Origin of the sequence: Bacillus sp. SM2101 (assembly GCF_018588585.1) — a bacterium.
Classification (GTDB): Bacteria; Bacillota; Bacilli; order Bacillales; family SM2101; genus Nanhaiella; species Nanhaiella sioensis.
The window spans coordinates 23,547-47,993 of record NZ_JAEUFG010000007.1; the positions used below are offsets into that span (position 1 = coordinate 23,547).

A 24,447-nucleotide genomic window follows, 5' to 3' on the forward strand; every position below is an offset into this window, starting at 1 on the left:
TAAAAAATGTACGAATATTAAAATAGAAAAATTAATCAAATTGGTTATAAATTCCCATTTTATATTTTTTACCTTATCTGTATTCCATGAAAAATTTAATATTGATATAATAATTGATGTTCAAATTAATGACTGGGGTTGGGGATTTTTGCTTTTTAACTCATATGTTTTTATTCTACTTTATTTGCCGATTGTCTTTATTTGTTACTTTTTATTGCAGAAATTAAAATTTAGAACAGCTGCAAAAGGTTTTCTTGTCCTTGCTTCCCTATACTTCTATAGTTACTGGAATGTTAAATATCTACCAATTATGATTGTATCAATCTTAATAAACTTTCTACTCGCAACTTTGATAAACAAGGGAATTCAAGGAAAAAAAGTCATTCTAGTATTAGGAATCATCTTTAATATTTCTCTATTAGGTTATTTTAAATACTCAGATTTCTTTTTAACTAATGTAAATACACTTTTTCAATCAAACTTTCCATTGTTGCAGTTAGCGTTACCATTGGCTATTAGCTTTTTTACCTTTCAGCAAATTGCATACTTGGTAGACAGCTATAGAGGAGAAACAAAGGGATATAGCTTTCTAAATTATTCTTTTTTTGTGTCGTTTTTTCCGCAATTAATTGCCGGACCGATTGTTCATCATTCCGAAATTATTAAACAATTGGAAGAACCCACTCATTATAAAATGAACTTTGACAATATATCCAGAGGTCTGTATATTTTTGTGATTGGGTTATTTAAAAAGGTCATAATAGCAGATACGTTTGCTATTTGGGCAAACGATGGCTATAGTAATCTAGCTAACTTAACTTTTGTGGATAGCTGGATTGTAACTATGTCATATACGTTTCAGCTATATTTTGACTTTAGCGGATACTGTGATATGGCAATTGGGATCGCATTAATATTTAATCTGAAGCTACCAATTAATTTTAATTCACCGTATAAGTCTCTTAATATTAAAGATTTTTGGCGAAGGTGGCATATTACTTTAGGTCGATTTTTTACTAAATATATCTACTTTCCGTTAGGTGGAAGTAGAGTTGGACCGATTAGAAGGAACTTCAATCTCTTTATAATATTTTTCATTAGTGGTCTTTGGCACGGTGCAGGGTGGACTTTTATTATTTGGGGAATATTGCATGGTGTAGCAAGCATTACATATCGGATATGGAATCAGTTAGGGTTTAAACTACCTAAACTCCTTGCATGGTTTGTGACCTTCCTATTTGTACATATTGCGTGGGTTTACTTTCGCTCTCCTGATGTAGGAACAGCTAATGCGATGATTGTAAAAATGTTTTCGTTTGGGGAATTACCACCAAAAATTGCAAGTGTAGTTATTGGGATGGGCCTACCAGTTCAATCAGCAGCAAATTTCTTTGATTTAAAACTAATAATACTAATCCTAATCTTTTTATTTATAGTAGTTTGGATGAAAAATTCAGTAGAAAAGCTAATTAACTTTTCCTTCACGATAAAAAATGCTGCGATAATAAGTATCTTGGCCGTTATTTCTATCCTTTATTTAAACCGTGTAAGTGAATTTCTATATTTTAATTTTTAATGGGGTGAAGAAATGTCAGCAAAGAATTTTTTAGCCATAGTTGGAGTCTTTATTTCGGCATTTGTATTGCTGATTTCAGCCTTGTTTTATTGGATAGATCCGCTATTTTTATATCGTCAAACGGAACTTTATGAACCACAATATATTGCTAACGAACGCTATCAGATGCCGGGTCTAGTAAAGACAATGGACTATCAAACCTTAATTACTGGCACATCGATGGGACGCAATTTTGAAGAAAACTATGTTAATGAAAAATTTGGTACAAAATCATTTAATGGGTCGTTGCCTGCCTCAACAGCAAGAGAGCAATCAATGGTAGTACAATTAGCCCTTCAAAACAAAGAAAAAGTCGACCGAGTATTCTGGGAATTGAATTTTTATTCATTTTCTGGAGAACCGGACTGGGTAACTGATTTTCCTGAATATATGTATGATGATTCAAAATTAAATGATATTAGATATTTATTTAACTCATATTCTTTAGAAGTTTTGGTAAAAAACCTTCAAGCTAACGTAAATGACATAAAAAGTAAGCGAGATGTTGAGACTCTTTATAAATTTGGAAATGATGCTCCTATGGATGATTTTGAAAGAATAGTAGGAGCAATTGATAACGTAGATAAGGAAGATGCAGTTCCAGAATTCGATACAGCTGAAAAGATGCTTCGTTCTTTTGAAAAAAATGTAATCTCGGTTGTGGAAGATCACCCTGATACTACATTTACTTTTTTCTTTGCTCCTTATCCAATTTACAATCAATTTAAATATTATAAGTCAAATCCTGAGTATTTAGAGGAAAGAGCAAAGTTTAAAGCCGAATCTTTTAAATTATTAAGTAAGTATCCAAACATACAGTTATATGATTTCCAATTAATTAAGTATATTACTTTTAACATAGGAAATTTTATGGGAGATGGCGTTCATTATTATCGTCATATAAATCGATGGATGGTTGATTATATGGAGGAGAATATCCCAATTCGTAATGTGCCTAGATATGAATACTTACTTCAACAGTATGTAGCTTTAGTCGAAGAGTTTTCACTAGATCAGCTTATTGAGCATCCATTTTTAAAAGAGAAATACGGTTTGTTAAATAGTCAGAACTAGCGCTGAAAAATACATTATATAAAATACTCATTCGTTGTTTAACTATGACGATTGATGGGGTATGGTTTGTAATTGGTAATAAAATGATTGATATGCCGATAAGCTCTTTTAGATTTAATTAATGGTAATGAACATGTTATTCAGTAACTCGTTCCTTTCTGGAATTACAGAAAAAGCCCGTTTCTCAATATTAATACTGAGAAATCGGGCTTTTTAATCTTGAGATTACCTCACCTTGTAAATCTTCACTTTGCTTAACTCTGAAGCGAGAACTATTGCAGCAACAAAGTTCTCACATCATTTAGATGAATTCGATGTTAATACTGAAAATAAATATGACCATTAAAGGTTTCCAATTAAATCAGCATTTTCTATGTCAAAATTAAATGAATGTTTTAAACTAGACGAGAAAATGAACGTGCTTATAATTCATTTAAGCACTCTAGCTTCTTAATATTTATTACTTTGACTTTCCTTTGCCTTAAGCCTCATATGCTTACTTCTATGGATTTTAATTCTAGATCTAGCTTGAACTCGTCTGTATTCGTAGGTTCTCTTCTTTCATATTGCATTCCAGAAGAATGCTTAACACATTTCTAATATTTAATCTTGAGACAATTAGCGTAATGGTATAAAAAATGAGAAAGTGAAATGGTGGTGCTCAATATTATAGTATTTTAAAAATGCAAAAAAATGAAACCGTTTCCAAAAAAACGTAACTATAAAACAAATTGGTAGAGAAGTAAAATTTAGAAGAGGCTATTAATTAATGAAGGAGGGAAAAAGACTGTTTGTAGAAAAATCTATCATTAGGGGGAATGAAAGTGGTTCGAAAAATAACTAAAAATAGTAAATTTAGTATTTTATTAATTGTATGTTTATTTACTGTAGGTGTGTTTTATTTTACCTTATCACCTAGTAAGGAATCATATGCTTCGACTGTAACCCCAGAGAAAATAAATGATACATACGATTACCCAACAAACATCGATATTCCTGAAGATATTGATCCAGAAGGAAAGGCTTTACTGACAAGGACTAAAACTGAAGCAGATGAAGATAAAGTCGAGAACTGGGAGCTGACATGGAGCGATGAATTTGATGGAGAGGAAATAGATCGCACAAAGTGGACATATGAGATTGGGAATGGTGCTGATTATGGAAATCCAGGTTGGGGCAATTCTGAACTGGAATACTATACTGATGAAGCACAAAATTCATATATTGAAGATGGTAATTTAGTTATAAAAGCAGTTAAGGAAGAGATCCCACGAGAAGAGGCGGGGCAGGAATTCTTTTATACTTCTGCAAAATTGACGACAAGCGGACTTTTTAGTCAAGCACACGGCCGTATTGAAGTTAGAGCACTGCTACCAGAAGGAGATGGACTCTGGTCTGCAATATGGACATTAGGTGAAAACTTTAATGAAGTTGGCTGGTTGCCATCTGGTGAAATAGACATTATGGAGCTTATAGGAAGAGAGCCAGAAACAATTGCAGGGACTCTTCATGGTCCACTGTCTAGTGGTCTAGGTATTACAAGTGATTATAGTTTACCAGAGGGAAAGAAATTCACAGACGACTACCATGTCTATTCTTTGGAATGGGATGAGGATGAACTAGAATTTTATGTTGATGATACGTTATATCATATTGTAAATAAAGATGAATCAAATTATGAGTATGGTGAAATAGAATGGGTATATGATAACCCTCAATACCTCATACTTAATTTGGCAGTAGGTGGACATTTGGGTGGAGCTGTAGGTGAGGATAACATATTTCCATCAGAAATGAAAATAGATTATGTAAGAGTTTATGAAGATACAAATCCTGAAACTGTTGAAGAAGAAATGATAGATACGATTTATGAAACACCTGGAGTAATAAAAGGAGAAAAGTCTAGTGGAATAGATCAATTTAAGAACGGCAATTTTGATAATGGAACTGATGGTTGGGACACTTATGTTGGATTTGCTGGTGACGCAGAGATCGCAACTGAGAATGGTGAGACAAAAATAGCTATTAAAAACGAAGGAGAACAATTCTATAGTATTCAATACTTTCAAGGATTTTTTGATCTTGTAATTGGTAAAGAATATGTAGTTGAATTTGATGCTAGAAGCACCATCCCTAGACAGTTTCAAGTAGTCGTAGATAACAGGGCATATGAAAGATACCTTGATGAAACGTTTGAGTTAACTGACTCAACAGAAACCTATAGCTTTAAATTTGTTATGCCAGCAAATGACAGCGTTTCGTTCAAATATTTAATGGGTCTTTTTAATGAGCCAATAGGTAACGAACATAATATATATATAGATAATGTCGTATTTAAAGAGACAGGTATCGTAAAAGATCTTGAGAGTAAAAATGATGAATCAACAGATATTTTAATTAATAATGGATCTTTTGATGATTCGTTAGACGCTTGGGAGACATATATACTGTCTGATGAGCTAGGTGAAATTATAGTTGAAGATGGCCAAGCTAAATTTGCTGTAAAAAATGAAGGAGATATGTTCTTTACGATATCCTTGAATCAAATGAACATCGGCAAAGCAAAAAAAGGACAAGAATACAGAGTTACATTTGATGCTAACAGTTCATTACCACGAAAGTTCCAGGTTATTGTAGATAATAAAGATTATGTAAGATATTTAGATGAAGTAGTTGATTTAACAACAGAAAATAAATCATATGAGTTTATATTTACGATACCAAACGATGATGATATAAATTTAAAATTCTTTGCAGGGTTAATTGATGGCGAAGAATCGTTAACGAAAGCCCATGATATATTCATTGATAATGTGAAATTCTCTCCTACTAATTTAGTAATGAATGGAACGTTTGAAGATTCATTAGAGTCTTGGGAGCCGTTTTTACTTTCTGAGGAATTAGGTGAAATCACTGTTGAAGAAGGTAAAGCAAAAATAATGGTTCAGAATGAGGGAGATATGTTCTTTACATTATCTTTAAATCAAATGAATGTGGCTACACTAGGAAGAGAGCAAGAATACATCGTCAAGTTTGATGCAAGTAGTACATTACCAAGAAAGCTTCAGGTTATTGTAGACAATAAAGATTATGTAAGATACTTAGAAGAAGTGATTGATTTAACCGCAGAAGATAAATCATATGAGTTTAAGTTTACGATGCCATACAAGGATGATGTTAATCTAAAATTCTTTGCAGGGCTAATGGATGGTGAGGAACCTTTATACAAGACTCATGAAATCTTCTTAGATAATGTGAGCCTCACTAGTAAGTAATGTGCTCATATTAAATACATGCTAAGGAAAGAAAAACTATACTGCTCAACGGGTCTGAATAGACGCTTGGGCAGTTTTTATTATGATAGAAGATGATTGAGATATATTCACTTTGAAGTTAAAGCGAGTGGTTGTCCAGAGGGTATCCTGCTGTTTCAAATGAATTGGACGTACAATCTAAGACCAGAGTGAAACGATAGACTGATGGAGCAATTTAAATATGTGCAAAAAAAATATTCAATGACAATAACAGCAGATACGAAGTCAATTACATCCACATGGAACTTGAGGTTTGTGTTTGTTCATGGAGTGGTAAACTGCGTAACGAGCTTACAAAAAAGATTTTTCTTAAATCATCCACAGGAGATTTGGACGAGGGTTAAAATTTTATGGGCAACAATTGATAAAATCGAAGCTTTGACAAAAGAGTTCTTTTTTCGATTTATGTCAAGTTTATTTAAACAACTTCATTACATAGTGCAAAAGGATGCTATAAACAAAACAGCAATAATTACAATAGACTGATTTTCATCCTAAAAATTATACACATATGAACTACATATGGCAGGATATTTTCTTCTATATGTTGATTAAAAAGACAGCTATTTATTGGGACTAACAGCAACTAAGCTTACGAAAAGAATCTTCAAATAATACGGATTATTCCATGAATAATTTCCTTCCAATTTAGAACAATATGGGTTCAAGACCCTAATATGGAACTACAACCATCTCCTCATGCAAAACAGAAAATGTTAGATATATAATAATCTCTGAATATGTTTAAGAGAATATTAACCCTCAGCCACTATCTTTCATGTATTCTTTTAACTCTTTAGTCATTACTTAAAACTACTAATTGAAGGAAGGACAATTTTGAAATGTCTATAAAAACAAAATCTTATTATAAGTTCCTAGCGGGTTCTATTTCAGCTGCATTCGTAGCAACCGCAGTCGTCCCGGTTGTTGCCAGCACTGATAGCTTTTCGGATGTATCAGCTGAGCATTGGGCTAATAACTACATTACTGAACTAGCAAATGAAGGAATTATCAACGGGTTTACAGACGGAACATTCGGGCCTAATGTTGAATTAACTCGTGGTCAAGCTTCGAAATTATTCCAACGCGCACTTAACTTAGAAGTTCCTGAAGATTTAACTTCTTTTAATGATGTAGAAGACTCTACTGATCTAGAGCTTAAAAAAGCTGCTGCTGCAGTAAAAGCAGCTGGAATTTTCAAGGGGAGTAACGGTATATTCGGAGCAAACGACACATTAACTCGTGCTCAAATGGCTTCAGTTATTGTTCGTGCATTCGGCTTAGAAGTTAATGATGAGATTGAAATTACTTTAACAGACATAGAGAATATTGATGATTCTCACAGAGCCAATGTCGCAATTTTATTTCAAAATGGCGTAACAACGGGTAAGGGTGATGGCACTTACGATGGTAACGGAAATGTTCCCCGTGCGAACTTCGCAGCTTTCTTATATCGTGCACTTAACCAAGAGGCTGGACTAGTAACTGAAGATGAGGATCCACCAATAGAAGAACCTCAACCTCAATCACAAGTTGTAAGTGTAATTGCAGACAACCTTAAAAAGATTGAAATTTTGTTCAATGAGGACATAAATGAAGGTTCTTTAACTACTTCAACTGTAAAAATTTTAGACGAGACTAACAAAGAATTAAAGGTTATGGATACTACAATTATAAATGGTGATAAGGTAGCCGTCATTCTTGAATCAGGAGAGTTAAAAGCTAGTGAGGATGTGACTGTTGTACTAGATCGTATAAAAACGGTTGATAATAATAATATTGAATATGAACAAGTAATAACTGTGAGAGATGTTAACACTCCTGAATTGTTAGATGTAAAAGTACTGAATGATAAACAAATTGAACTTTATTTTTCCGAGCCGGTTTCATTCTCACAATCTAGCTATAACACATTATCTGAAATAACGATTGATGATCAAAATGTAACAGCTAAAGTAACGCCTGACCATGCTACAAACACAGTTACCTTAGAATTATTTGAAAGTTTAAACACAAGAAAATTTGAACTAAACATATCAGGTATTGAAGATTTCAATAATAGTAAAATAACACCTCAAACCATTGACATCGAAGTTGAAGATGATGTATCTATTCCAGGAGAGGATGATACCCAGAACCCTGGAGATGAAGATAGTGAAGACGAAATAACTGCTTTTGTCGATGAAGTGTTTAGCTTAGTTAACATAGAGCGTGAAGAAGAGGGAGTAGATCCACTCATATTATCTAATGAGGTGACTGAAGTGGCGCAAATTAAAGCTGAAGATATGCGGGATCAGAATTATTTCGATCATATCTCTCCAACTTATGGAGAACCAGGTGAAATGTTACTACACTTCGGTGTTAATTATAATATGTCAGGAGAAAATATTGCTGCGGGTCAAACTACTCCAGAACAAGTTGTTGAAGCGTGGATGAATAGTGAGGGTCATCGTAAAAACATTTTGCGTCCTGAATTCACTGAAATTGGGATTGGATATATTGAAGGGTCAGAACATAATAATTACTCTACTTATTGGGTACAAATGTTTGTTTTGCCTGCTAATTAACACTATTTTATAAGGGATAGTTGGAGCAAATTTTAATATGCTCATCTATCCTTTTTTTTGATATCAGAGATCTAATTCAAATTTAAAAGATTTAGATAATTATAGTACTGTTTTTGTTTTCGAAGTATAAATTTACATAATGTTCTTTGAAAGGATACGTTGCGATTTTCTTTGCATAAATTTTTACTAGTTTTGTTCTTTTTGTAACTTTTACAGTCATGCTTGGAGAAACACAATTAGAATAATCATTATTTTACTGCTATCATACTTAATTGCTCTTATTCATTATTTAATAGATATGGTTAAGAAAAGACCTTGTAAATCATACTAAAACATCCTAAGGGTGTTTTTTTGTTTTTTTATGCATTAATTAAAAGTTATGGGTCAATAAATGAATAATTTGATAGTTAATAATACTTTGGATTGGTAAAATAATGAACAAGTGTTATTTGCCTATTGGTATTTTGAAAATTAACTTTCAAGATACTAGCTAAGGAAATTTAGTTAAAAAAGTTAAAGTTAGGAAATTTCCATTTGCAGAAATTAACTCTAATTTGGTTGGATATTCATTTAACTAAGGAGGACTCTGACCTAATATATATAGTAGGTTTCATGACTGAAGTAATGAAGCTACTAAAGCATATTGAGTAATGTTTTGAGAAGGGCTTTTATTTTTTACTAAAAGTGATTCTTCAAACTTAAAGAGTTTTTCTTGTGAATCAAATTTTACAAGTTGAATAGGGAAGGAAGGATTAAATGAATAAAGGAACACAGATTTTGTATTATGGAGTTGCTCTGTTATTGGTTATTCTATTGCTCTCCGGTTGTAATGGTGGTACAGACAACACATCAAATACCGATCATTCTGTGGTAGACATTAATGAAGTTGAGTCCAAGTCCACAACAGAAACAGAGGAATCTACTACGGATAATTCTAATGAAGCTTCTTTAGACGTAGACAAACGGAAGGAAGAACAAAATGCTATTGGAAGCGAGGAAAATATACCATTATCTAAATACTCTCAAGAAGAAATTGAATACGCTAGAATTTGGTTGCAACTAGGCCCAAATCAAGAGATAGATGAACTAAATGTTAGACATATTCTAGTTGGAAGCCCACTTAACCCCGATGATGACACTAGCGCTAAGTATCTTGAAGATGTTATTCAGTTAGCTGGGTCTCGATTAGTGGATGGTTCAGTTACATATAGTCGTAATTGGGACGGCACGATAAATGTCTACAACGTTCCTTTACGTTGGGATGGTATTTACCCAGCTAGTGAAAAATTCTACATAGATATTATTAACAACACAAAGTTAGTGTCCGTTGACACAGGTAATGATGAAGAAATTATAAATCTAGTTAAAAAATTAATATTGAGTAATTAGATATTCTTTTTACATTATCAGGAGCATATGCAGCAAGAGGGGGTTACAAGCTACGGCTAGATAGCATGGCAGCAGCTGTAAGACAAATATCCTCAAAACTTATTGAGATACCTTTACTGTTTACGACTATAAAAAATTCTTATATCGATTATAATAGTATTAAATGAAAATAATGAGAGAGGTTTTAACAATGTCAGTAAATTACCCACAAATAGAAGAAAGTGGACTAACGCAGTACATTCCACCTAAAGAAGAATACAATACATTTGAGAATGACGAGCATTACGAAGAACTGGGAAGGGAATGGGGCTTATTTGGCAAAACGCCTAAGAAAGATTTCTGGTACAAAGGAAAAGGATATAAGCGTTCTGTCAAAGTAGTCGGCTTTATAGAGTACGGTGTAACCGGAACTTTCCACACTTTAATTATTAAATTCGAGGATGGAAATATTTCTTGTATCCACCCTGATTATTTAAAAGAAATGCAAAAATCGACCTTTGGAAAAGAAACGGAAGAATCACCGGTCCCAGTTAAAAGCTCACCTAAAAAAGATAAATCGTTAACATCTACTACAAAGCCAAAAAATAAGTCAACAAATGAAAAAGCGACTAAATCAGAAATCGCTTTACCAGAAGACAAAGTTACTTTTGTGGCAACGGTAAAGGGGTTTGGTACCAAGCCCAATCCTTTTAGCGATAATGATGATGAAATTTTACTACTAGATAATGTTAAGATTACAGCAGATAAGCAATTGGAAGTTGGTTTCGCATGGTGCGGATACAGTAAAACATTGAAGAAATTAGAGTTACAAGAAGGGCAATCATTAGAATTTAGTGCGAAGATCGTAAAGAAAAAACACAAAGAGTTTCCATATAAAATAAATAATCCTTCTAAAATTAAGGTTCAATAAAACAGCAGCCCACTCCTAGTGTGAAAATGTTAGGAAGTGGGTTGATTTTTCCTTTAATGACACCTTCAAAGTTTCCTTATGGATGTCATGGATAAGATGTTAGTATCTATTATACAAGCAAAAATACGGAGACAGATTAAACAAAGATGAGAAAACACTAATACAGTTTTGTCTATAAGAGTTTTGATTTATGAAGTAGAGAAGTGCACTTATCACTGGGAGAGGTAAAAGGGGGTATTTTACTTGGATGTTACTAAAATTGTAAAAAGATTAGGGAAAGCAGGTATTAAATTTACAAGTGGATTAAATGAAAGTGAAATTACTGACGCTGAATCATTATACAACATTAAATTTCCACCTGACTTAAAATCTTTTCTAATGTATGCTCTACCAGTTTCAGAGGGATTTGTAAACTGGAGAGATATTAGTGGAAAAAATGTAAAAAGTATTAATGATCGGATAAACTGGCCATTAAAAGGTATTATTTTTGATATTGAACATAATCATTTTTGGATAAAAGAGTGGGGCAACATACCCGATTCTTTACAAGGTGCAATTAAGATAGCGACTCTACATTATCATAAGGCTCCAAAACTTATTCCTGTATATTCTCATAGATATATTTCATCAGAACCTATTGAGAACTGGAATCCAATAATGTCTGTATATCAAACCGATATTATCTATTATGGTGAAAATCTATCATCTTATCTACAGAAAGAATTTATATTAAAGAAACCTAAGCATTTAGATTTTAATAATATTAAACCTATACGGTTCTGGAGCAACATAATAGATAATTGGGATGAGGAATTATAAACTTATCTGTATACCAGAATATGGAATCAAGAAGTTGAAGTTTATAAGCACATTTCTAATATTAATTAGTGATTCTGATATCATTTTTCTAGCCATTTGAAATGAAATATACTAAATCTTGTCAACCAATAGCAAAAAATCCGCCGTGGTTGATTCATTTTAGGATTACCTACCCTTAACAAAAAACAGATTATATATTTCAATTGTATTGAACAGATCATAGTAAATACTTTTATCAAATTTTATATTGCAAATTAAAAAAGCAAGGAGAATGAGATGAAAATAAAGAATATTGAATTTCCTACAGCACTAGAAAAAGTAAAGGATATTGAAGATGATAATATTGATGTTTTTGTTGAGTTAGAAGATGGGATGACGTACACACTAGTAGTAGCAACTCCAAAAAATCTTTTAAACAAATGGACCAGGAACAAATTAATTATATTCCTGCAAGCCCACCATTTATTATTGTTAGAACACTAAATGAAGACATTATCAAAAGTGCACTACAAACCTATGTTAACGAAAATGCATATTGGTTAAAACAATATTTTCTGGCTTCAGAGTTTGATATGGATGTCATGGATCAGATGTTAGATAACATTAGATATAAAAAATAACAGTTTAGATTATTGCTTAGGTTACGGAGAAAATTGGAGAACAAAATAATAATTGATAAAGTTAATCTTTAATAGTGAATAAGTTAATAAGTTGCTAAAAGACCTAAACAATAACGTACAAAGATTATCTAGGTGATTCAAATAATTGTCGTGAAGTGGAGGATTGATCATACGGTATTTTTTTATATTTTTATCTAGTTTACATAATATATATTATAGGAAGCAATTATAAAAAGATATAAATTGTCTCATAAACTAAGTAAACTTATGATAGTGAGACAGAAAATGAAATTAATTGTTAGCATTAATAATCCCGTCAGAATTAGAATTATAATTCTAGTTTTAGGTCTATCCTGTTTATTCTGTATTTGTTCAAGTATTGTTTCGTTATTGTTCTACGAAATAAACAAGCTACACACCACATCATTTCTTCTAAAACTGAACCCAATCGGTTCAAATTAACAAACACTTATATATTCATTGATTATATATTTTCATACTCTTTCTGGGAAATTTATTTCCTTTGTTGTATGATAAGTGATTTCATTTGAACTATTATTTCATTTTCTTCCTTGCTCCAATTAATAGTAATTACGAAAACGGATTACTAATAGCTAAAGTGCTTCTTTGCTGATAATTTAAATCTTTAATAACCCCTCCCTTCTGTATTATTCTTCATATGTTTTTAGTATCTTGAACTAATATTAATTCCAGTGTTCTTATGTCTCTTTTTCTTAATCTTTGTTGCTATTTATATAAATAAACAGCATTCCTTCAATGGTCTAAGACCCCGATTATTCATCTTCGTTATAAAACCATAGCTCATTTATATATGGATGGAAAAAATTTCATGTTTTTTCTATAAAACTTTTTTAAAGCCCTTTTCGTTTAATTAACTGTGATCAACAATTTCATGAATAGATTAATAGATCGTCAAAAAGGTCCAGTCATTTTTCCCATCAATGTAATTGGTAAGTCTATGGCTTGAATTTTGACCAATCATCCTCAGTGTCATAGCAATTTTGTTTATAAAAATAATAATTAATAGAGGTGTTTTCCTTGAATTTAACTATTGATAAAGTAACAAAACAGTTTGGAGATAAGTTAGCAGTAAACAATGTTTCATTTGAGTTAACTGATGGAGTTTATGGATTTTTAGGAGCAAACGGTGCTGGAAAAACGACATTGATGCGCATGCTCGTTACATTAATAAAGCCGACTTCGGGTCGAATTTTATTAGATGGGAAAGATATTGAAGTGTTAGATGATGAATATCGTGACGTACTCGGTTATTTGCCTCAATACATCGGATTATATAAGAACTTTTCAGCTGAAAAGTATTTAATGTACATTGCTGCTCTTAAAGGTATTGAGAAAAAGGTAGCAGTAAGGAAAGTTGCTGAGCTTTTAGAGGTTGTCAATTTGACAGAGCACCGTAATAGAAAAGTTGGTAAGTTTTCAGGTGGGATGAAGCAAAGAGTTGGCATTGCCCAAGCACTATTAAATGATCCAAAAGTATTAATCGTTGATGAACCTACAGCGGGTCTAGATCCTGAAGAACGCATTAGATTCCGGAATCTTCTATCATCCATTTCAAAGGACCGAATTGTTTTATTGTCAACACATATCGTTTCTGATATTGAATTCATCGCAAAAGAAATACTTGTCTTAAAAGCAGGTCAGCTCATTCATAAAGAAAAGCCAGAAGAGTTACTAGAACAAATCAAAGACTATGTATGGACAATAAATGTAAAAGAGCATGAGGTACAAGCATTTCAAGCAAAATATAAGGTAGGAAATATTATTCGTCAACAACATGAAGTTGGAATTAGAGTCATTTCTGAAATGAAGCCTGACGAAAGAGCTATTACAGCAACTCCTAACTTAGAGGATCTCTATTTATATTACTTTGATCAGGAGGTAGCCATATGAAGCAGCTAGTAAAGTTTGAGCTATATAAATTATTTCGCCAAAAAGGAATTTACATTACTATGGGACTCATGTTTATCCTATTTAGTATGAATAGTCTTAGTGCTCATATTTCAACCTCCCCATATAAGGCTCTGGAGTTAAAGAGTGATTTACAGTTAGCCGCGGAAAATTGGGAAGGCACTATTACTGAGAAGAAATTAGAAGATGCGTCAAATATACAAGAATTGCTTACACCGAAAAGTATCGAAGGTACATTATCAGAAAAAGAAGTTGCTGAACAATTTGTGATAATGTCTTTATTTGAAAATGAAACGATGAATAGTTTAATAATTCCTAATAGATTATCTGAACTTCAAATTAATATGAGTAACTTAAACGAGAGTGTTTTTTAGTACAAGGAAGCTTTGTTAGAAAAAAATATGTTGGTAGATTTGAATTTTGAAACATTCACCTATAGTAAAGGACCACAAGAAACAATAGGCTTTGCATATTTTTCACGATTTTTTACAAGTATAATGATCTTAATCGGTTTAGCTACCATATTTGTGAATGAAAAGAATACGGGAATGGATCAGTTAATATATAGTAGTACACATGGTCGTCGTAAGAGTATCACAGCAAAAATTCTCGCTTCCATCATTTACGTATTGTTTGTGATTTTGTCTTGGTTAACATTTGATGTTTTAATGAACATGTATGTTTATGGGAATGGCGGATGGGATGCTCCTGTCCAAATGATCTCACAGCATACTCCATATAATTTGACTATGTTGGAGTTTTTCCTCATTCAAACCGGTATTCATTTTCTTGTGGCTCTTGCTTTTATGACATTAGTTTTATTAGTGTCTGTGCTTTCGAAAAATACATTAATGTCGTTCATTATTAGTGCATCAATTTTTATCTTACCAACAATTTCATTTAGCATTCCGTTATGGGATTATGTGTTGAAGTATAGTTTTGCGAACTTCATAACTGCACCTGATTTTGTTAATCCGTTCCATGCAATTAATATGTTTGGCATTCCAGTCTTAGACCCATTAGTACATTATCCTGCGATTTTTCTTATTAGTATCATTTTATTGATTACTATTTACAGAACTATCAAGAGAAAGCAAATAGCATAGCAAGTTCAACAATGTGAAACTTCATTCTTTATTTCAGAACCAGCTACTATTGACCATATTAGCTGGTTCTATTTTTTCATCATAGCTCTTATTCCATCCAAAACTTTTAACCTTAGAAAGAGATTGAGTGAACCTCTCTATCTCTCCTTTGAATAAGTATAATACATTTGTACATTTACACTATGATCAAATTAAAACACCTTCCGTGACGAGAAGGTGTCGATGAATATTGTACATCCATATGTTACATTTCTAATTGTTTAGCATCGTAAATCTTCACATCCAGTGGTGCAATGAGATATTCTGTTGCCTTGTTCGTAAAATATGTAAAATGTTCACTAGCGTTATGGCTGTTAACAGCCTCTAAATCTTTCCAAGCTTCTACCATTGTATACACACTATCCTTTTCGGTATCTTTCATTAGGTCATAGGATATATTCCCACCTTCTGCTCTAGAGGCAGTAATTAATGAACGAATATCTTCAAGAAATGCTTCTTCCTTCGCTGGGTTTACATGAGTCACAGCATGAATAATAATCATAAATCATCGTCCTTTCCTTTTTCATTTCCTAGGTTAACTTCTTCATATCGTTATGTTATTAATATTTGTTTTGAATAATAACAACAGAACTTCTTGTGAGAAATCAGTTCAATTTTATAGATGACAACCCTACATAATTTAATTATCAGTGTAGTTAAACAACAATCATTAATTTATACACTTCTTATTTTTTTATACATTCCATAAGGGCGATTGTTCTTTATCTTGTGGTGTATGTGCTGATTTAAATACTACAATGAATCAGATTAAATTCACATTCAATATGGCCATACTATTTAAGACGACTCTTTGTACTTCGGAGACAAAATCCTTAATTACGAGCTCCTTTATACTTGTTTATATTTTCTATTTCTACTAACAATATTTAAATATGTAATATATAACCATAATAATTTAAATAAATTGTTTATAATAAATGAGATTTTTACATCATTAACAAAAAACGTGTATCTTCTATATGTATTTACTATAGAGAAAAGAGTAGCGTTGAACACTACCCCCTGTTCCTATTTTATTATCTTGAGCATTGAATTAGCATTTTTTTGGAATTCATAGTTACTACTGAGTTCATCAACCTTATAACCTTGCGCTGTAAGGGAGTTGATGATCCTATCTATATGTTCATATCGGGTCCCTTCTAAATCTAATAAAGGAAAGATTCGAACTTCATCTTTTGTTACTCGCAATAGTTCATCTATGGTCTCTATATGGAAATCGTAATCTAATCTATCTGCATACATAAACAGAAAATGCGCAGATAACGTTATATCAAACTGTTCATTTGCAAATGGTAATGTTGGTAATGTAGCTGAAATGTAACGATCACTTGATTGTTTCATATGGGTTGTACAGTCATATAAAGCACTTTCCCGATGCTTTCTTAAGCCATCTAGATTACCGAAATAATTCCAAATATAATTACTTTTAGCTTGTTCCATATGCTTCATTGCGTGTGCTATGTCTCTCAACCCTTTCCCTTTTAAGGCTTCAACCGAATAGTCATAGACAATATCACAAGCAGTAATATTCAAACCTACCTTTTCCCCTATTGCAGCAAAAGAGCATGCACCAGCGGGACAATCTAATATCTTTTTAGTACTTAAATCATCTTCAGAGAATGAAAACATATCCATGTATTCTTTGAATGTTCTCCCAATGAATATAATTCTTTCTAAATCCAATTTTGTACTTTGCTCAACTATGCTCAACTAACTCACCTCATATAACAAGAATTAGAATTATACTAACACAATATATTCAATCATGCTCGTTATTTAGTGTTGTATAATTCTAAAGTAGCATAAAATCTTTTTATTAGTAGTACAGGCTTCTATATCAGATCTATCCGTTTTTAAATAATGGACAATTTCTTCTTGCATTTCAATCTGTATCAATTAACTAAAATAACCCAGGGTTTACACTTTATCCAAAGCACAACTCCACAGTTTTAACTAATATTTATTTTTTTGTAACTAATTAGGCTTATCAAGAAAAGGTTTTATATATTTGTAGTGGGGACAAAGCAGATAATTGCTACGAAATTTCTCAGTCTATTAGTGGAATTTTAACCTTCAATCTTTAACAACCACAATATTATGTCTGTTGGATGAAATTTGTTTTATGGAAATTAGGTTAGAAGCTTAATAAGTTGTATGATTAGATTTGTTAGTGACAACATGTTCAAGTCAGTGACCATAACAATTTACTTTGATGGTGTAGGTGACTTTGTACTTCCGTATGGTACTGTTAACAAATACACATCCTTTGTTTTATCATCTCGTTTTATAGCTAACTTTATTTCTTGCTGTGGAGGCATTTCAGTAATCACTCTTTCTAGATCATCATATGTCGTTACGGTTTGATCATTTACTGAAGTAATGAGGTCTCCGATTCGTAGTACTTCATCAGCCGGAGTGTTTGGGACAATCTTGACGATTTCTCGCGCTTTAAAGCCTTCTCGTTCTATTTTTTTGTGCTGCATACCTATCCAGCTGTTCCAAAACAAATGTCGAATATCCTCATTGTTTTCAATAACACTTTTCATATTTCTCATGAACTGGTATTGACCGAAAGAGCTATTTTCCATTTCCATCATTCCTAAGTCTCCAGTCCATAATCCATTGAACTCTAGTGTAACTAAGCTACCGTTATTTTGAGGGGTCACTGTCCAAATTGTTCTTCCATTATTTTCATCTTCCATAATGAGTCGCTTGTTTTCCACAATTTCAACGATTGTAGCGCTATGAGCTACACCCCATCCGTAATCTGCAGAAAATTCCCCACCGACTTTCAGCTCGATTTTACAACTTTTTGTTTCCCACTTATTGCGTTCCTCACCGATTGTTAGAGCCTTCCATACTTTTTCTGGTTTAGCATTAATAAATATCTCTCTTTTCACTGAATGATATGTTGTCACTTTAATCATCATCCTCCTCTAAATAATTTTTTAAGCTCGCAAGCTTATGATCTAATACCGCTTCTAGCTCTTGCTTCAACATCCCATATTGTTTTTGAAATATTTCCCTTTTCAAACCGTACAAACAGTATCTTCCCTCTCGTCTTTCATAAATCAACTCCTCTTCTTTTAAAATCTTTAAGTGTTTTTTAATAGCTGGTTGAGAAATATTGAACCTATTTACTATCTGAGATTGGGTTTTTTCATTATAAGATAGCATTGATAAAATGCTTCTCCTAATGGGGTCTGCAATTGCACGATAAAAATCTGTTATCCTCACCTCCGACATATAACCTTTTGGTTATATGTTAATATTACCATAATTTTCTTCATTTACAAGTGCTATTATTAAATTTTCAGAAAATACACATTGAAAAGTAATATTATTGTAAACAGATTGTATAACCATAATTTTTATAATAAACAGATTGAAATTTCTTAAGGTATGAAAATTACAGAGGAAATGATTGAGGAAAAGCATTGTGGATACCTTCAAGATGCTAATGCTATCAGTGAACACGTTATACAATCTTATGCTATAAGGTGAATAAGGTGAAGACTCACTCCACCTGTTTAGTAGATGTCGAGTAATAATCCCAAACCGTTGCTAGATTATTACCCTGTAACAACATAGACCACTAAATGTCGGCGTTATGGTGGACCATGCTTTTTCTCCATTCTCTATATACATCAAACAAAATGTTTGCTACATTATTGTCGGACTCACTATTTTTTAACCGATTTGGAATGTTATTACCTGCTATTACGTATAAATAAGGGGTTTTCGAGAAATGACCTAGGATACCTATATCCAAGATTAAGTCATGTAAACCACCAGTCATATGGACAAGGTATTGTTTAGGTATTTGACGATGAGCGTCCTGCTGCCTGACCATACCTGTCATTAGTGGTATAAATATTTCGGGTTGTGTTTGATAACCATCGTAAATCTTTATTAAAATGTTAAGTAGGTCATTTATTGACCCGTAGTTTTGAGTATCTTGCGGATTTTTAGTAAGATTAAAACTATTGAAGTTTTCATCCCTTAATTTATTGTTTACTTTCTCCCAACCACCGATGTATGAAACTATATGCTTTGCTATGACGTTATCGTGACAAGCTATCATGACTTCAATCATAGTACTTAACGGTAAAGAAGTCCTTTTTTGAAGGTGGGGGGCTGTCTTCTTTAGGGTCAAAGCTTACATGATTGATGATAGAGTTCCACGATAAAACCCCTTCTTCGATGTACTTTGCAACAACGTACCCCACTAAAACTTTACCTACTGAAGCTAAAGGTATAATAAAATCTGGATGATAAGAACAAAGTAGAGCATTCGTTTTTGTACAATAAACAACAGCACCATATTCCCCTTTATATTCTTCAAGAATATTCTTCACATTAATCATTAATAAATTCTCCTCTAAAAATAGTACAAGTTATCTTTTTTACTTGTTTTCAAATAGCTTGTTGCTTTTCGTACTTAAATATAACCACATCTATATCTTGCGGTAGTAGCATCTTTACTACTTTTTAAATTTTTGAGACCTCATTAAGCTCTTCATTCTGTTCATTTATTTGTAAGAATAGCAACATGTTTATGAAAGGAGCCGTTTCTATTGAAGAAAAGATCACTCGAATACGATTTGGATCCTTATTTTTTCCAAGTACAAAAAAAGAGAAAATAAGGCAATTAATATACAAAACTAATTTTGTTTAAAACAGTTTCAATTGTTGCAGTAAACGGTCGGCATACCTCGTTTTGCTTAAACCTGAAATATAGGCTACGTAAAAAATTTTTACGATTAACTAACAGACAATGCTGCTGCTGAGAGTTTTTTATTTGTTCAATATTATCAAATTGCTGTATCCAGGTTGTAATCTCTTCATCACTCAAGATATTTCTCTCCATAATACTTGTTACTGCAGTAATTAGACGTTCATCCTCTTCGTTTATATATGTGTAGTCTTTAATACATACTTTTTCTTTTACAGCTTCTAGAATATCAGTTAGCTGAATTTTTTTCATAACTTTACAAATTGCTAGTTCATTAAGTGCATCTGCTAAATGTGCTGTAGAATGAGCCCATCCCTTATTTTTCACAAATCCTCGAACATCATTTTCAAGTTTTGCATAGCATAAAACATTTTTATGTACGTGAAAAATTTCTTCTTCTGTCAGCAAATTTTCTCCATTTTGATTATGATACATTACAATTGAACTAACTATTAAAATAGCAAAAGCCCTATTAAAAACCGTATCATCTCCTTTTGCCCCTATGTTATAAAACAAATGTTGATCAGACAATGACAGCTTCAATAAATCTTTTAATTGATTATCTGATAAGGCTTTTTCTCTAATCAACTGGTGAAAAAGAGAATAAATTAGTTCATCTCTTAATTCTGAATCTGTTGATCCTAGATGTTTCATCATTGCAGTTGTTAATTGATCTAAATTTACATCTACTGGTACACTCCAGTTATTGGACTTAATTTGTAGTAGTAAAGATTTCAGCTGTTTAACTTCATTCATGTAAATCCAGCTCCTTATTATTTTGTAACTTTAAATCAAACACCCATTCATCATAACAAAACAACACTGACATAAACTTGTCAGTGTTGTTTATATTTTTTCATGATTTGTTGACATTTTTCAGATAATTGACTTATAAGCATAGGTGGCTCAATAATCGTCACTTCATCTATATTCGTTATTGATAATCTTATAATATCATCAACATACGCCCAAAACTGTAACGTAACTATATTTCCACAGTCTTTTACGACAGAATCTAGAAACATATAATCATGTTTAACTGTTTCATATAGGCTCTTATCCATTGATAACGTAACATTTATTTTATCGTCTTGCCCTTGCTTCTTGTTTTGCATTAATTCATCTAGTAATGTTGAAGAATATGTATTTTCTGAAATACTTATTTCCTTTATTCTGTCTAATCTAAAGCATCTATCCTGCTTTCTTAGGTGGCAAAAACTATTAATATACCAACCACCACTATCATAAAATAGTTGATATGGAGTTACTTCTCTTTCAATCAGTACATTTGTTTTAGGTGAGTAGTACTGTATAACTATATTTTTGTATTCAAGAAAGCTATCAATAATAATTTGAATTACATCTTTCTTATAAGAACCTGGGAAAATATCATTTATAAAAAAAGTTATTTTCTCTAATAAAGTAAGATATTTTTCCTTCTTATTGTTATCTAGGATGTTAAGTAGCTTATACTTTAATGATACGTAGTCTTCTTGCATATTCGGAACTTTAATAATTTCTCCTAACCGCAAGCTCATTAATAAATATAAGATTTCTTTTTCGTTAAAAGCAACACTTGGTATGAAATAGTTATCATCTATTTGATAACCTCCACCAAATCCTTCTAAGGATATGATAGGTATGTTTAATTGACTAAGTGCCTCTATATCCCTATAAATTGTTCTTTCACTTACTTCAAATAGATCTGAAATTTGCTTAGCTGTTAGCTGTTCGTGTTCTTTTAATGCATAAATAATTCCAACCAACCGCTCCATCTTTTTCATATATAATCTCCTATAGTTTACGAGTTTTATGTTAAAATTTTATACTTATGTAGATATAACAACAATATTTTTTTAAAAAGAGTACCAAAGCAAAGGCTTTGATTATACTTCAGCTCCTTCAAATATCGTTATTGTAATCCGATTATATCAGAGTTTCATATATGTGTAGTTATAAAAAAAGAACTGGTTATGCTATTTAAGTACATAGGTTCCGGTTTTATACCAGAACCTTCGTAATGGTTATATTATGTTTCCCAAATAAAAGCTAATAACTTGATTAACGCATCCACGATCCTCACACCTTTCCACATCGTAATTTAAGACTCTTTTCGGTATTTATTTGCTTCTTTTTTACTAACTTAATTGAAAAAGTGGTACCACGAACCTATACGAAAAAAGCCTTATTATATGTAGATGTTATGCGATAAGGTTATATGTGATACATGATCTATTGTACAATTTTAAACAATTGTGATATTCTAATCATAGACAAGCTGTTCTTGCATACAATAAAAAAGACCGCGAGTGTCGTCACCACTCACGGTATTGAACAATAAACGATTCCTAGAGGATCGGCTTATAGTCAAAGTAGACCACCCACTGCTCCGATAAAGCGTTAAGGGTGGTCTATTTTTTGTCGTTTTTGTTAAAAGACAGCATTGAAATGACGAGAGCAGCAAACGCTACAGCGAACATCAACGCTTCAAATACCGTCATATGCTTCACCCCCCTTTCAATGGGAATGAAGCCGACCACCCTTTAGAAATTCGTTATTGTATGCCTATTATATCACGATTACCTAATAATCCCCTAATTTAGTACAACCTCCAATTAATCCAACCCCTACCATATTATATGTAATCATACAAAAATACGTATGGAGTGATGTACAAGCATAAAAAAAATGTGCAAAGAACCGTCTAAAATCACCCATAACAAAATATTTCAGTTTTATACGTAACCTATTTACACCCTATTTAGTATACATCTCTATACATAAATAAAACACATCCATATAATAAATTATCACTTAGTTTAGGAGTTGAGGATGTGTGTAAAACACGATGTGGATGTAATCAAGCTGTTAGGCAAACCCTCGTTGATATGAATCAATTTGTATTACATCCAAATACTGCAAGTAGTATTGCTCAAAATATCCCCATTACACCAGATTTTTTGACATTAGCACAACTATCACTTGAACATCTTATGCCAGGGGATTTTGTTTTATTGAATGCCACTGTAGGGTCTGAGGTACTCAGTGATTCTCCAGAATTATTATATAGCATCTATCGTAACACAATTAGTCCATCAAACCTCATCTTTAGCACGAAAACAGAATTAGAAGGAAGTATTCCTAATTTTAGTAATGAATTCAGTATAGATACATTTAGACATGTAGATATGAATCCAACCTTAGGGAAAGTAAAATACATCCTAACAGTTGAGTGTGTTGATTTTAATGCTATGGCTCAAGTAGTAGGACCTCTCACTTTCGTTATACAACAAATCAGAAAACCTCAGTCAGGAAAGTGTATGTGTGACAAAACTGTTGCTCAAAAATTAATAGATATGAATCAATTTGTATTACATCCAAATACAATAGAAGCTTCGTCTGAAGATATACCATTATCACCAAATTTCTTGACGTTAGCAGAACTATCATTGGATAACATCATGCTCAAGGATCATGTTTTATTAGAGGCTACTGTTGGCACAGAAGCTTTAGCAAATGTATCTGAAATAATTTATAAAATATATCGGAATTCAGTAAGCCCAGCCAATCTAATTTTTAGTGCGAAAACAGAATTAGTAGCAGGTATTGATTTCAATATTGATAGCTTAACTCATGTTGATTTAAATCCACCTTTAGGAAAGGTTAAATATATACTTACAGTGGAAGGCCTTGCTCAAAATGCAATGGCCAGGGTAATAGGTCCAACTACATTTGTTATCCAACAAATTAGCAAAGATCAAATTGGAAAAAGTAGTTGCAGCATTCCTGCTAAAACAAAACTAATAGATGTACATCAATATGTATTAAACCCAAATACTTCAGCAAGTATTATGAAAAATATCCCTATATCACCACAGTTTTTGACACTAGTAGTATTAATTGTAGATAAAGTGATGATGGAAGAGAAGATTATATTAAATGCGACGATTGGCTCTGAAGTACAGGACGATTCACCTGAATTAATATATAAGATATATAGAAATACGGTAAACCCAACCAATCTAATTTTTAGTGCAAAAACCGAATTGGAAAATGAAGTAAACGATTTTAGCATTGATAGCTTTACACACGTTGATTTGAAACCAACTTTAGGTAAGGTGAAGTATATATTAACCGTAGAAAATACTGATATTAACTCGATAGGATCAATAATTGGACCCATAACTTTTACATCTAAAAAAATCATTTCTAGTTAGACAGCATAGTTCCACTTAAAGTATTGAATGTTAAAAGCCAATCTATTCATGAATAGATCAGCTTTTAACAT

Annotated in this window: 22 protein-coding genes; 13 read left to right on the forward strand and 9 right to left on the reverse strand. The window is 32.2% G+C overall.

The window, feature by feature from the left end; translation table 11 throughout:
* Nucleotides 1–148 precede the first annotated feature (148 nt).
* The 12 genes from JM172_RS08305 (at nucleotide 149) to JM172_RS08360 (ending at nucleotide 15,364) form a co-directional block, all read left to right on the forward strand.
* Entirely contained in the window at nucleotides 149–1,576 is a 1,428-nt protein-coding gene (locus JM172_RS08305) for an MBOAT family O-acyltransferase (RefSeq protein ID WP_214481722.1), read from the forward strand.
* A 12-nt stretch (nucleotides 1,577–1,588) separates the two neighbouring features.
* Nucleotides 1,589–2,689 (forward strand): hypothetical protein, encoded by a 1,101-nt coding sequence (locus tag JM172_RS08310; RefSeq protein ID WP_214481723.1) that lies wholly within the window; start codon nucleotides 1,589–1,591, stop codon nucleotides 2,687–2,689.
* Nucleotides 2,690–3,513: 824 nt separating this feature from the next.
* Nucleotides 3,514–5,964, forward strand: a complete 2,451-nt coding sequence (locus tag JM172_RS08315; protein ID WP_214481724.1) for a carbohydrate binding domain-containing protein — start codon at nucleotides 3,514–3,516, stop codon at nucleotides 5,962–5,964.
* A gap of 240 nt (nucleotides 5,965–6,204) precedes the next feature.
* Nucleotides 6,205–6,489 (forward strand): hypothetical protein, encoded by a 285-nt coding sequence (locus tag JM172_RS08320; protein WP_214481725.1) that lies wholly within the window; start codon nucleotides 6,205–6,207, stop codon nucleotides 6,487–6,489.
* A gap of 356 nt (nucleotides 6,490–6,845) precedes the next feature.
* Complete coding sequence (locus tag JM172_RS08325) at nucleotides 6,846–8,570, forward strand: S-layer homology domain-containing protein (RefSeq protein ID WP_214481726.1); 1,725 nt, start codon at nucleotides 6,846–6,848, stop codon at nucleotides 8,568–8,570.
* A 756-nt stretch (nucleotides 8,571–9,326) separates the two neighbouring features.
* On the forward strand, nucleotides 9,327–9,959 hold the full coding sequence (locus JM172_RS08330; protein WP_214481727.1) for a hypothetical protein: 633 nt from the start codon (nucleotides 9,327–9,329) through the stop codon (nucleotides 9,957–9,959).
* Between the two features lie 190 nt (nucleotides 9,960–10,149).
* On the forward strand, nucleotides 10,150–10,869 hold the full coding sequence (locus JM172_RS08335) for a hypothetical protein (protein WP_250886577.1): 720 nt from the start codon (nucleotides 10,150–10,152) through the stop codon (nucleotides 10,867–10,869).
* Nucleotides 10,870–11,112: 243 nt separating this feature from the next.
* A complete protein-coding gene (locus tag JM172_RS08340; protein ID WP_214481728.1) occupies nucleotides 11,113–11,688 on the forward strand; it encodes an SMI1/KNR4 family protein in 576 nt (191 codons plus the stop codon).
* A 276-nt stretch (nucleotides 11,689–11,964) separates the two neighbouring features.
* The gene (locus JM172_RS08345) at nucleotides 11,965–12,171 is read left to right on the forward strand and encodes a hypothetical protein (protein ID WP_214481729.1); all 207 of its coding nucleotides are present in this window, start codon (nucleotides 11,965–11,967) and stop codon (nucleotides 12,169–12,171) included.
* Nucleotides 12,172–13,367: 1,196 nt separating this feature from the next.
* Nucleotides 13,368–14,240: an ABC transporter ATP-binding protein gene (locus JM172_RS08350; RefSeq protein WP_214481730.1), complete on the forward strand. Its 873-nt coding sequence runs from the start codon at nucleotides 13,368–13,370 to the stop codon at nucleotides 14,238–14,240.
* A complete protein-coding gene (locus JM172_RS08355; protein ID WP_214481731.1) occupies nucleotides 14,237–14,632 on the forward strand; it encodes a hypothetical protein in 396 nt (131 codons plus the stop codon). The genes JM172_RS08350 and JM172_RS08355 overlap by 4 nt, the downstream gene beginning before the upstream one ends.
* A 12-nt stretch (nucleotides 14,633–14,644) precedes the next feature.
* A complete protein-coding gene (locus JM172_RS08360) occupies nucleotides 14,645–15,364 on the forward strand; it encodes an ABC transporter permease (protein ID WP_214481732.1) in 720 nt (239 codons plus the stop codon).
* 244 nt (nucleotides 15,365–15,608) lie between these two features.
* On the opposite strand, the gene JM172_RS08365 is transcribed toward JM172_RS08360, so the two are convergent.
* From JM172_RS08365 to JM172_RS25405, 9 genes are all read right to left on the reverse strand, one after another.
* A complete protein-coding gene (locus tag JM172_RS08365) occupies nucleotides 15,609–15,905 on the reverse strand; it encodes a putative quinol monooxygenase (protein ID WP_214481733.1) in 297 nt (98 codons plus the stop codon).
* A gap of 527 nt (nucleotides 15,906–16,432) precedes the next feature.
* On the reverse strand, nucleotides 16,433–17,134 hold the full coding sequence (locus tag JM172_RS08370) for an ACT domain-containing protein (RefSeq protein ID WP_214481734.1): 702 nt from the start codon (nucleotides 17,132–17,134) through the stop codon (nucleotides 16,433–16,435).
* 494 nt (nucleotides 17,135–17,628) lie between these two features.
* The gene (locus JM172_RS08375) at nucleotides 17,629–18,351 is read right to left on the reverse strand and encodes an SRPBCC domain-containing protein (RefSeq protein ID WP_214481735.1); all 723 of its coding nucleotides are present in this window, start codon (nucleotides 18,349–18,351) and stop codon (nucleotides 17,629–17,631) included.
* On the reverse strand, nucleotides 18,344–18,670 hold the full coding sequence (locus JM172_RS08380) for a metalloregulator ArsR/SmtB family transcription factor (RefSeq protein WP_250886578.1): 327 nt from the start codon (nucleotides 18,668–18,670) through the stop codon (nucleotides 18,344–18,346). The genes JM172_RS08375 and JM172_RS08380 overlap by 8 nt, the downstream gene beginning before the upstream one ends.
* A 349-nt stretch (nucleotides 18,671–19,019) precedes the next feature.
* Complete coding sequence (locus JM172_RS08385; protein WP_250886579.1) at nucleotides 19,020–19,508, reverse strand: serine hydrolase; 489 nt, start codon at nucleotides 19,506–19,508, stop codon at nucleotides 19,020–19,022.
* Nucleotides 19,509–19,512: 4 nt separating this feature from the next.
* A complete protein-coding gene (locus tag JM172_RS08390; protein ID WP_214481737.1) occupies nucleotides 19,513–19,791 on the reverse strand; it encodes a serine hydrolase in 279 nt (92 codons plus the stop codon).
* A 284-nt stretch (nucleotides 19,792–20,075) separates the two neighbouring features.
* Nucleotides 20,076–20,915: a DUF2785 domain-containing protein gene (locus JM172_RS08395; RefSeq protein ID WP_214481738.1), complete on the reverse strand. Its 840-nt coding sequence runs from the start codon at nucleotides 20,913–20,915 to the stop codon at nucleotides 20,076–20,078.
* 80 nt (nucleotides 20,916–20,995) lie between these two features.
* Entirely contained in the window at nucleotides 20,996–21,943 is a 948-nt protein-coding gene (locus JM172_RS08400) for a helix-turn-helix transcriptional regulator (protein WP_214481739.1), read from the reverse strand.
* A gap of 627 nt (nucleotides 21,944–22,570) precedes the next feature.
* A complete protein-coding gene (locus tag JM172_RS25405) occupies nucleotides 22,571–22,660 on the reverse strand; it encodes a putative holin-like toxin (RefSeq protein ID WP_352223147.1) in 90 nt (29 codons plus the stop codon).
* A gap of 333 nt (nucleotides 22,661–22,993) precedes the next feature.
* Here JM172_RS25405 and JM172_RS08405 point away from each other — a divergent pair, with 333 nt between their 5' ends.
* The gene (locus tag JM172_RS08405) at nucleotides 22,994–24,376 is read left to right on the forward strand and encodes a hypothetical protein (RefSeq protein WP_214481740.1); all 1,383 of its coding nucleotides are present in this window, start codon (nucleotides 22,994–22,996) and stop codon (nucleotides 24,374–24,376) included.
* Nucleotides 24,377–24,447 lie beyond the last annotated feature (71 nt).

Excerpts from the sequence above, each read along its gene's own strand:
- JM172_RS25405 (WP_352223147.1), bottom strand. The coding sequence starts at position 22,660 with ATGACGGTATTTGAAGCGTTGATGTTCGCTGTAGCGTTTGCTGCTCTC.
- JM172_RS08400 (WP_214481739.1), bottom strand. The coding sequence starts at position 21,943 with ATGAAAAAGATGGAGCGGTTGGTTGGAATTATTTATGCATTAAAAGAA.
- JM172_RS08390 (WP_214481737.1), bottom strand. The coding sequence starts at position 19,791 with ATGATTAATGTGAAGAATATTCTTGAAGAATATAAAGGGGAATATGGT.
- JM172_RS08385 (WP_250886579.1), bottom strand. The coding sequence starts at position 19,508 with ATGATAGCTTGTCACGATAACGTCATAGCAAAGCATATAGTTTCATAC.
- JM172_RS08325 (WP_214481726.1), top strand. The coding sequence starts at position 6,846 with ATGTCTATAAAAACAAAATCTTATTATAAGTTCCTAGCGGGTTCTATT.
- JM172_RS08395 (WP_214481738.1), bottom strand. The coding sequence starts at position 20,915 with ATGAATGAAGTTAAACAGCTGAAATCTTTACTACTACAAATTAAGTCC.
- JM172_RS08345 (WP_214481729.1), top strand. The coding sequence starts at position 11,965 with ATGAAAATAAAGAATATTGAATTTCCTACAGCACTAGAAAAAGTAAAG.
- JM172_RS08310 (WP_214481723.1), top strand. The coding sequence starts at position 1,589 with ATGTCAGCAAAGAATTTTTTAGCCATAGTTGGAGTCTTTATTTCGGCA.
- JM172_RS08355 (WP_214481731.1), top strand. The coding sequence starts at position 14,237 with ATGAAGCAGCTAGTAAAGTTTGAGCTATATAAATTATTTCGCCAAAAA.
- JM172_RS08365 (WP_214481733.1), bottom strand. The coding sequence starts at position 15,905 with ATGATTATTATTCATGCTGTGACTCATGTAAACCCAGCGAAGGAAGAA.
- JM172_RS08320 (WP_214481725.1), top strand. The coding sequence starts at position 6,205 with ATGACAATAACAGCAGATACGAAGTCAATTACATCCACATGGAACTTG.
- JM172_RS08330 (WP_214481727.1), top strand. The coding sequence starts at position 9,327 with ATGAATAAAGGAACACAGATTTTGTATTATGGAGTTGCTCTGTTATTG.
- JM172_RS08375 (WP_214481735.1), bottom strand. The coding sequence starts at position 18,351 with ATGATTAAAGTGACAACATATCATTCAGTGAAAAGAGAGATATTTATT.
- JM172_RS08335 (WP_250886577.1), top strand. The coding sequence starts at position 10,150 with ATGTCAGTAAATTACCCACAAATAGAAGAAAGTGGACTAACGCAGTAC.
- JM172_RS08380 (WP_250886578.1), bottom strand. The coding sequence starts at position 18,670 with ATGTCGGAGGTGAGGATAACAGATTTTTATCGTGCAATTGCAGACCCC.